Raw genomic sequence first — 9,094 nt, 5'->3', positions numbered from 1 at the left:
GCGGCGGCAGCGGGCGAGCCGCGCTCGGCCGGCGGGTACGTACGGCGGATGCCCGCGGGCCGGGCCGCGGGGGCGGGCGGCAGTTCCCGGGTCTCCTCCTCAGGGACGTACGGCGGGGCGGAGGCCGCGGTGAGGGGCTGGAAGGTCACGGGGTCCGGCCGGAACTCGCGCATCAGCTCAGCGAGGGCGTCCACGCTCCGGGGGCGCTGCACCCGGATGGGCTCCAGGGGCGGTCCGGCCGGGGGTTTCTCGGGGTCGGGCGGTGTCGGCACCGGGCTCTCCTTCCGTCCCGCGGTCGGGGGCCTGCCGCGGCCCCCGCGCTGAGATACGACACCCGCCGCGCCCCCGTTCAGCCCACCGCTCTTCCTTCCTTCAAACGATCGGCACCCCGACGCGGCCCAGGTCGTCCGGCGTCCGGGCCGGTGCGTGCTAGAAACCGCCGTCATGACGACTCCCTGGTCACGTCGCGCGTTCCTGGCCGCGGGTTCCGGTACCGCCGTCGCCCTGGGGCTGGGCACCACCTGGCCGGACCCCGCGCCGGAGACGTCCGCGTCGCGGCCCGCGGGGTCGTCCGCCGTGTCGGAAGAGTTCGCCGCGCTCCGGGCGAAGTGGCGCGCCCTCGTCCTCGGACAGGGCTTCTCCCCCGCCACCGAACCCTTCCGGTCCCGGCTCGCCGCCCTGGGCAGCACGGCGGGCCGCCATCTCGCCGCCATGGCCCCCGCCGCGGGCTCCCTGTGGCCGGACCTCTCCTACGCCGACCGCGAGCGGGACACGGATCACGAGGCGTACGGACACTCGGGCAACCTGAACGCCAGCTACGACCGGTTGAACACGCTCGCGCAGGCGTACTGCCAGCCGGGCACCGGGCTGACCGGCGACCGGCGCCTGCGCGACGCGCTGCTCACCGGGCTCGGCCATCTCCACGACGACGTCTACCACGCGGGCCGGGAGCGGTACGGCAACTGGTACAACTGGCAGATCGGCGCCCCGCAGGCACTGCTGGACGTGTGCGTGCTGCTCCACGACGCTCTGCCCGCCGCCCGGCTCGCCGGTTTCCTGGCCGCGGTGGACCACTTCGTCCCCGACTCGGCCGTGGCCCGCTACGCCGGCAGCAGCACGGGCGCGAACCGGGTCGACCTGTGCCGGGTGCTGGCCCTGCGCGGTGTCGTCGGGGACAGCGCGGACAAGGTGGCACTGGCCCGTGACGCCCTCTCCCCCGTCTTCCCCTACCGGACCTCAGGCGACGGCCTCTACGCGGACGGCTCCTTCCTCCAGCACGGCTCGGTGCCCTACACCGGCACGTACGGGTCGGTGCTGCTGGGCGGGCTGGGCCTGCTGTTCGCGCTGCTGGCGGGCTCCAGCTGGGAGGTGACGGACCCGAACCGGCAGCTCGTGCTCGACGCGGTGGAGGACAGCTGGGCACCGTTCCTCCACAACGGGCTCGTCATGGACGGTGTGGCCGGCCGGGCGGTCAGCCGGGGGCGCGCGAAGTCCAAGGACGTCCAGCAGGACGACCACCTGCGCGGGCATCAGGTCCTCGCGTCGATCGTGCTGCTCGGGCAGGGCGCGAGCGCGGCCGAGAACGCGCGCTGGCGCGGTCTGGTGAAGGGCTGGATGCGCCGCGACCGGTACAGCCCTCCGCTGGCGGACCCCTTCCTGAGCCTGCCGCAGCTGGCCAGGCTGAAGAGCGTGCAGGACGACGCGTCCGTGGCGGCGCTCGCCGAACCGGCCGGGCACCGGATGTTCCCGTCCATGGCCCGGCTCACCCACCGCCGGCCGGGCTGGGCGGCGTCCCTGAGCATGGCGGACCGCAGGATCGCCTACTACGAGACGGGCGACGGCGAGAACCTGCGCGGCTGGCACACCGGCGCGGGGATGCTGTACTGGTGGGGCGGCACGTCCGCCGACGACCAGTACAGCGACGCGTTCTGGCCCACCGTCGACCCGTACCGGCTGCCGGGGACGACCGTCTCCCGCAAGGCGCTGGCGGACGGGGCGGGCGGCGACTGGGGCGCCCCTAAACCGGACGTGAACTGGGTCGGCGGCGCGACCGACGGCCGGCGGGCCGCGGTCGGCCAGTACCTGAAGGGCCTGCAGTCGACGCTGCGCGCCAAGAAGTCGTGGTTCTTCCTGGACGACGCGGTCGTCTGTCTCGGCGCGGGCATCACCTGCACCGACCCCGACGCGGTGGAGACCACGGTCGACAACCGCAACCTCGGCTCCGGCGGAACCGCCCCCTTCACGGTGGACAGCACGGTCAGCCCCACCGACCGGCCGTGGGCGCGGACGGTCACCGGGGCGAGGTGGGCGCACATCGGCGGGCACGGCGGCTACGTGTTCCCGGGCGGGGCGACGGTGCGGGCGCTGTGCGAGGACCGGCGGGGCAGCTGGCGCACGGTCAACAGGAGCGGCTCGACGGACGTCCTCACCCGCACGTACACGACCTTGTACGTGGATCACGGCACGCACCCGGTGGACGCGTCGTACGCCTATGTGCTGCTGCCGGGTGCGACGGCCGACGGGACGCGGGCGCGGGCCGCGGACGCCGGCTGGCTCGGCGTGCTTGCCAACACCGGCCGCCAGCAGGGGGTGACGGTCACGTCGCTCGGGTTCACCGGCGTGAACTTCTGGTTCGGCGGGACGGTCGGCACGCTCACCGCGAGCGGCCCGTGCTCCGTGATGATCAGCGAGCGGGCCGACGGCACCGCGGTGCTCGCCGTGAGCGACCCGGAGCGCGGGCGGACGGGCCTGACCGTCACGTGGCGGCGGGCGGTCGCGGCGGTGACGTCCGCACCGGCCACGCTCGCCGGCTCGGCCACCGGCTCCGCGCTGACGCTGACGTTCGGCGATCTGACGGGCACGGCGGGAGCGAGCCAGCGGATCGTGGTCAGGCTGGGCTGAGCGCGCCCCGCACGAACCGGCCCAGGGACGCCGTGAACGCCGTGACGAAGGCGTCCCTGCCCTCCTCCGGCAGCGCGTCCAGGGAGAGATAGGGGTTGAGGTCCTCCAGCTCGACCAGCAGCAGGCCCCCGTCGGGGGCACGGCAGGCGTCGACCCGCTGGATGCCGTGCCCGAGGTCGTTCCAGTCGACGAACCGGCGGGCGAACTCCAGGTCGGCGGCGGTGGCCTGGTACGGCCGCAGCTCCCAGCGGCGCCCGGGGTCGGGGGCGTACAGGGCGTACTGGAAGTCGTCGTCGACGAAGTAGAAGGACACCTCGTAGGCGAAGTCGACGCACGGCTGGACCAGGATCTCGCCGGTGGCGAGTTCCCCGAGCCGGTCGCCGGTGGCGAGTTCCCTGAGCCGGTCGCCGGGGACGATCCGCAGGCCGAGGGAGTCCGCGCCCAGCTTGGGCTTGACCACGTACCGCTCGGCGGACGGCAGCAGGTGCAGGTCCTCTGCGCGGTCGACGGTCGGGATCACGGGGAAGCCGGCCGCGGTCAGGTCGAGCAGGTACTGCTTGCCCGCCATGTCGGCCTTCCCGGTGAGCGGGTTGTACACCCGGGCCCCGGTGGCCAGCGCCCGCGCGCGGAAGGCGTCGTAGGCGTGCCGATAGGCGAGGACGGGCCCGCTGTTGCGGACGACGACGGCGTCGAAGCCGTCCATCAGGGCCGCGGTGTCCAGCGGATGGCACAGGGCCAGGTCGAAGTGGGCCCGCAGCCGGGAGGCGAGGTGGATGTCCTCGTCGCAATAGCGGCGTCCGCGTGCCTGGTACGCCAGGTCGGTGACGTAGAGCAGGCTGGGGCGGGCGCCGGGCATCGGAGGCTCCTCGATCGGACGTGGTGGCGGGGACGGTACGGGGCCGGTGCGCCGCTGGTGTCGCTGCGGCGGTGGGGGCGGGGCGGTGGCGGTGATGGCGGTGGCGGTGGCGGTGATGGCGGTGGCGGTGGCGGTGACGGTGGCGGTGGCGGTGGCGGTGGCGGTGGCGGTGGCGCAGAAAGGTTACGCCGCCGGGAGGCGGGCCCCATCGTCCGCCCCGGCCCCTGGGCGACCGGGCCCTGCGGCCAGGTTCTGCAGCCAAGTTCTGCGGCGGAACCCCGCGACCGGCCCCTGCCCCTGCAACGGCGCTCTGCGGCCGGACTCCGCGGGCGGTCCTGCGGGCGGAGGCCGCGACGGACTCCGCGGGCGGCCCTGCGGGCGGAGGCTACCGGGCTCTGCGGGCGGCCCTGCGGGCGGGCTCTGCCGGCGGGCCCTGCGACCGGACTCTGTCGGCGGGCCGACAGCACTCCGTTCCCCCTACGGGGGCCTCGGAGTGCACTGAGTGTCAGGAATTCGGTCCGGATGCTACGTTCCCGTCCATGAGCTCCAGCAGCGCGGCGCCGGCCGCGAAGCCGCCGATGCGGGACGCCCTGGTGGCGGCGGCCTTCCGGCTCTTCCTGGAACGCGGGTACGAGCAGACCACCGTGGACGACATCGTGGCCCTGGCCGGGGTCGGCCGGCGCTCGTTCTTCCGCTATTTCCCGTCCAAGGAGGACGTGGTCTTCCCCGACCACGAGGGCTGCCTGGCCGACATGACCGCCTTCCTCGCGGCGAGCGACGCCGGGCACGAGCCGGTGCGGCGGGTGTGCGACGCGGCCCGGCTGGTGCTGCGGATGTACGCCGAGAACCCGGCCTTCTCGGTGCAGCGCTACCGGCTCACCCGGCAGGTGCCGGGGCTGCGCGCCTATGAGCTGTCGGTGGTGTGGCGCTACGAGCGCGCGCTCGCCGCGTATCTGCGCGACCGGTTCGCCGGGCGCCCCGACGGGACGCTGCGTGCCGACGTGATCGCCGCGGCGGTCGTCGCCGCGCACAACAACGCCCTGCGCTCCTGGCTGCGGTCGGAGGGCGAGGGCGACGCGGGCACGGCCGTCGACCACGCGCTGGGATACGTGCAGCGGACGTACGCCCGGCCGGCGGACGCCCCCGAGGTGTCCGCCGGGGCCGGGCCGGCCGACGGTGGTGCGGGATCGTCCGACGGCAGGGGTGCGGGAGGGTCCGACGACGTGGTGGTGCTGGTGACCCGCCGCGACGCCCCGCTGTGGCGGGTGGTGCGGGAGCTGGAGGGCGTGCTCGGCCGCGACTGAGGCCGGAGGAGCCCGGCGGAAAATCGGGGTACGGAGTGCCTTTACGAGTGACACTGAGTGCCATACTCTGTCGGCGTGCCCGGTGGCACGGCAACCGTGCACGTGCGTGCGCGGTCCGCACCGGGCCTTCGGGATTCCGGCCGAGCGCAGGGAGTTGACAGCGTGTACCACCACTCACCAAGCACCTCGCAGCCGGCGGCCGGTGCCGCGACGGGCGTTCTCGAACCCGCCGCCGCGGACTCCAAGGACGCCATCCACTTCCAGCGCTGCGCCTGGTGCGGCACGGCGACGTACCACCGGCTGCTGTGTCCGGCGTGCCAGGGCAGCGAGCTGCGCACCGAGTGCAGCGAGGGCGTCGGCACGGTCCGCCACTCCACCGTGGTGCACCGCAACACGCCCGCGGCGCGCAACGTGTCGCTCATCGAGATGGCCGAGGGGTTCGTCGTGCGGGGCCGGGTCATGGGGCCGCCGATCGGCGTCCACAGCGGCGACCGGGTCCGGCTGTCCACCGCCGAGGACCCGGTGCGCGGCGAGCCGGTCTTCCAGCTGCTCGACGAGCCGTACCGGGCGTGGACCTGAGGACCGTCCGGCGCTGAGAGCGCCGCCAGTGTGATCCACGACCTCCTCTTCACAGGCAACCCACAGTCTCCTCTTCCCCTCCTCGCAGGCGAGGGACGCCCGGGACGGCCGGGCCGTCCGAAGTCGGGGTTCGAGGAGGAACAGTGGTCCGTGCCCGGCGCATATGGGTGACCGCCGCCGCGTTGCTCGCGGTGGCGGGGGCATCCCCGGGGGTGGCGGTGGCCGGCCCCCAACCACCAGGCGGGGAAGGGGTGTCGGCGGCTCAGGGCGGCACCCCGCTGCCGCCGGGGTGGCGGCTGGCAGGTCCGGGATCGGCGCCGCAGCTGGTGTGGCGGTCGGACCGGCCGGTGCCGATGGGCGACGCGCGCGTCGAATTCCGTTCCGGAGAAAGCCTGTTGGGCGTTCCGCGGCCGGGTGCCGACGGGCACACGTTCCGGCTGCCGCTCGGCGGACCGCTCGCGAAACGGCTCCAGGGGCTGCAAGTGTGGTCCGGTGGGCACCGGTTGGACAGGCCCGAGCCGGAAGGCGCCGTGTCGGCCGCCCGGTTGCCGGCCCCGCTGCCGGCGAACGCCGTGGACCCGGGCAAGCCCGGCAGGTACCGCACCAAGACCGGTGAGTACGCGCTCGCGTCGGTCCGGCTGCCCGGCTTCGCGGCCCCGGTGGAGATGCGCGCGGTGGTCGTCGCGCCGGTCGGCGCGCCCGGCAAGCGCCCCCTCGCGCTCTTCCTGCACGGCCGGCACTACACCTGCTACAAGGGGCGCGAGGACGTCACCGGTGACTGGCCCTGCAAGGCCGGCGGCAAGCCGGTGCCGAGCCACCGCGGGTACCTGCGCGACCAGCGGCTGCTGGCCTCCCAGGGCTATCTGACCGTGTCGGTCTCGGCCAACGGCGTCAACGGGCAGGACTTCGCGGCGGAGGACGGCGGCGCGCAGGCCCGTTCGTCGCTGGTGCGGCTGCACCTGGCCCGCTGGGCCGGCTGGGCCGAACACCCCGGGAGCGCACCGAAGGTGGTCCGTGAGGCGCCCCGCGCCGATCTCTCGCGGGTGCTGCTGATCGGGCACTCGCGGGGCGGCGAGGGCGTCAACCGGGCCGCGCTGGACAGCCTGACCCCGCCGCCCGCCGCCGCGGACGGCTACCACGGGCCGGTGCGCTGGCACATCCGGGGCACGGTCCTCATCGGCCCGACCGTCTTCGGCCAGAACCCGGTGCCCGACGTACCGTCGGTGAGCATCCTGCCGGGCTGCGACGGTGACGTCTCCGACCTCCAGGGCCAGGTGTACGTCGACGGCACCCGCGCGGTCAGCAACGGCACCGCCCTGCACAGCGCGGTGTACGTGATCGGCGCCAACCACAACTTCTTCAACTCGGAGTGGACTCCGGGCCAGTCGGCCGCGCCCGCCGAGGACGACTTCTCCGACGACCCGCAGCACCACGACCCGGTGTGCGCCAAGGGGGCCGCGACCCGGCTGACCGCCGACCGGCAGCACCGGGCCGGGTCCACCTACATCGCCGCCGCCGCACGGCTGTTCCTCGCCGGGGACGACCGGGTACGGCCGCTGCTGGACGGCTCCGGCAGGCGGGCGCCGTCGGCGGACCCGGCGCGGGTGCTGAGCCACGCGGTGGGGGCCGGCCGGAGCGGCGGCTTCCTGCCGGACGGCGGGGTGTCGGTGACCGGCGCCAGGCTGTGCGCCGCGGTGGACCCGAGCCCGGCCAGGGCCTGCCTGGGCCGGTCCGCCAAGGGCTCCTCCCCGCACTTCGCGTACTGGGCGACCGACCGGGAGACCGCCCGGTCCGCGGTCGCGCTGCGCTGGACGCGCGCCGGCACCCCGGCCCGGGTCACCGCCGGGACGCCGGTGTCGCTGACCGGTTCCACGGCGCTGCGGCTGCGGCTGTTCGTGCCGCCCGGCTCGCGGGGTACGCAGCTGGACGTGGCCCTGACCGACACGTCCGGCAGGAAGGCGAAGCTCGGCCGGGTCACCGTCGACGGGCTGCCGGGCAGCGAGCGGACCGCCTCCTACTGGGCGCAGGAGCTGCGGGTGCCGCTGACCGCGGCGACGGGCGCCGGGCTCGACCTGGCCTCGGTCAAGTCCCTGGAGCTGACCCCGCGTTCGGCGTCGGGGCGGGCCTGGCTCATGGACGCCTGGGGCTGGCGCCCCGGGACGCCCGCGGTGCGCACCGACGCGCTGCCGCGGGTGGACGTCGGCCGCACCACCGTCGACGAGGGTGACTCGGGCGTGCGCACCTACCGGGTTCCGGTGCGGGTGACGGGCCGGGGCGGCAGCGGTCAGGTCCGCGTGTACGTCGTCGACCCGGCCACCGGTACCGCCGAGAACCGGCTGGTGACGGTGCGTCCGGGTGCTCAGGGCGTCGATGTGCCGGTCCAGGTGAAGGGCAACACGCGGTACGGCACCGACGTGTCGTACGACGTCCTGGTCAAGGCGGTCCGCGGCGCGGTCGTGGGCTCCTACCGGGGCGGGATCACCGTCCACGACGACGATCCCGCGCCGAGGATGACCGTCACGCCCGTCGCGGGCAGGGTCACCGAGGGACGGTCCCTGAAGTGGCGGGTGTCGCTGTCCGAGGCGGTGGACGTGGACATGAGCGCGGTGTTCCAGGTCGTGAAGGCCGGCGCGCCGGAGCTGTCCACCAAGGACGTCCCGGCCGCCTGGCTGCGGGACATGACCGGGGAGAAGCCCGATCCCGAACGCCCGCTGTCCAAGGTGGAGTTCTACCTGTGGACGGACATCCCGCCGGGGCGCACCGTCATGGACATCAACCTGCCCACGGTCAGGGACCGGGTCCGGGAGGCCACGGAGTCGGTGCGGTTCCGGCAGATCGACCCGCGGACCGGGAAACCGCAGCCCGGCGGCCTCGTACTGACGGGATCGGTGCTGAACGCGTCGTAGGACGCGGATCGCGGGTGGCCCTCACTCCCCGAGGGTCACCCGGATGCCGACCGTGCCGTCCGCTCCGCGCCGCAGCCGGCTGCCCAGCAGGGTGAGCCGGCCCAGGATGCCGTACTTGCGGGCGATGAGGGTGCGGTAACGGGCGGTCGTGGCCGGGTCGGTGATCTCGGCGGTGGCCGGCGACTGGTCACCGGTGGGATTGCCGCGCACGTCACAGGGGCCGACGAGGACGCCGGGGTGGCGCCGGATCCGCTTGACCTTCCAGCTGTCCGCGGTCGTCCACACGCCCAGCGCGTCGTCGTCCCTGACCACCCACACCGGGGTGGCCACGGGGGTGCCGTTCTTGCGGAAGCTGGTCACCAGCAGGTACTTGCCGGCGCCGAGCCGGTCGAGCCGGGTGTCGTCCATGTCGGCAGTCTAGAAGGCGGCCCCGCCGGTGGACGAGGCCCGGGAGGCGCCCGCCCGCCCGCCGGCGGGCGGGCGGGCGGGCGGGCCCTGCGCACGGGCTCGGACGAGGACCGGCCGGGCGGGCGGTCCGGCGGCCGGGG

Annotated in this window: 6 protein-coding genes and 1 pseudogene; 4 read left to right on the top strand and 3 right to left on the bottom strand. The window is 74.8% G+C overall.

Annotated features, from left to right (window positions below):
* Window positions 1-272 (bottom strand): annotated as a pseudogene (locus GT045_RS37995) (peptidoglycan-binding protein); the annotation flags it as partial.
* Between the two features lie 172 nt (window positions 273-444).
* Here GT045_RS37995 and GT045_RS37990 point away from each other — a divergent pair.
* Window positions 445-2,901 carry a polysaccharide lyase 8 family protein gene (locus GT045_RS37990; protein ID WP_161336992.1) on the top strand — a complete coding sequence of 819 codons (2,457 nt, stop codon included), beginning with the start codon at window positions 445-447 and terminating at the stop codon, window positions 2,899-2,901.
* Here the strand turns inward: GT045_RS37990 and GT045_RS37985 are convergent.
* The gene (locus tag GT045_RS37985) at window positions 2,888-3,757 is read right to left on the bottom strand and encodes a hypothetical protein (RefSeq protein ID WP_161336991.1); all 870 of its coding nucleotides are present in this window, start codon (window positions 3,755-3,757) and stop codon (window positions 2,888-2,890) included. The two genes, GT045_RS37990 and GT045_RS37985, sit on opposite strands and share 14 nt — an antisense overlap.
* 539 nt (window positions 3,758-4,296) lie before the next feature.
* Between GT045_RS37985 and GT045_RS37975 the strand changes: the two genes are divergently transcribed.
* From GT045_RS37975 to GT045_RS37965, 3 genes are all read left to right on the top strand, one after another.
* Entirely contained in the window at window positions 4,297-5,061 is a 765-nt protein-coding gene (locus GT045_RS37975; RefSeq protein WP_161297881.1) for a TetR family transcriptional regulator, read from the top strand.
* A gap of 162 nt (window positions 5,062-5,223) precedes the next feature.
* Window positions 5,224-5,640 carry a hypothetical protein gene (locus GT045_RS37970; protein ID WP_161297882.1) on the top strand — a complete coding sequence of 139 codons (417 nt, stop codon included), beginning with the start codon at window positions 5,224-5,226 and terminating at the stop codon, window positions 5,638-5,640.
* A 143-nt stretch (window positions 5,641-5,783) separates the two neighbouring features.
* On the top strand, window positions 5,784-8,546 hold the full coding sequence (locus GT045_RS37965; protein ID WP_161336990.1) for a hypothetical protein: 2,763 nt from the start codon (window positions 5,784-5,786) through the stop codon (window positions 8,544-8,546).
* A 21-nt stretch (window positions 8,547-8,567) separates the two neighbouring features.
* Here the strand turns inward: GT045_RS37965 and GT045_RS37960 are convergent, their stop codons facing one another.
* The gene (locus tag GT045_RS37960) at window positions 8,568-8,954 is read right to left on the bottom strand and encodes a PPOX class F420-dependent oxidoreductase (RefSeq protein ID WP_161297883.1); all 387 of its coding nucleotides are present in this window, start codon (window positions 8,952-8,954) and stop codon (window positions 8,568-8,570) included.
* Window positions 8,955-9,094: the final 140 nt, after the last annotated feature.

Origin of the sequence: Streptomyces sp. SID486 (genome assembly GCF_009865385.1) — a bacterium.
Lineage (GTDB): Bacteria > Actinomycetota > Actinomycetes > Streptomycetales > Streptomycetaceae > Streptomyces.
This window is presented reverse-complemented; position numbering and strand designations above follow the sequence as displayed.

Excerpts from the sequence above, each read along its gene's own strand:
- GT045_RS37990 (WP_161336992.1), top strand. The coding sequence starts at position 445 with ATGACGACTCCCTGGTCACGTCGCGCGTTCCTGGCCGCGGGTTCCGGT.
- GT045_RS37975 (WP_161297881.1), top strand. The coding sequence starts at position 4,297 with ATGAGCTCCAGCAGCGCGGCGCCGGCCGCGAAGCCGCCGATGCGGGAC.
- GT045_RS37985 (WP_161336991.1), bottom strand. The coding sequence starts at position 3,757 with ATGCCCGGCGCCCGCCCCAGCCTGCTCTACGTCACCGACCTGGCGTAC.
- GT045_RS37960 (WP_161297883.1), bottom strand. The coding sequence starts at position 8,954 with ATGGACGACACCCGGCTCGACCGGCTCGGCGCCGGCAAGTACCTGCTG.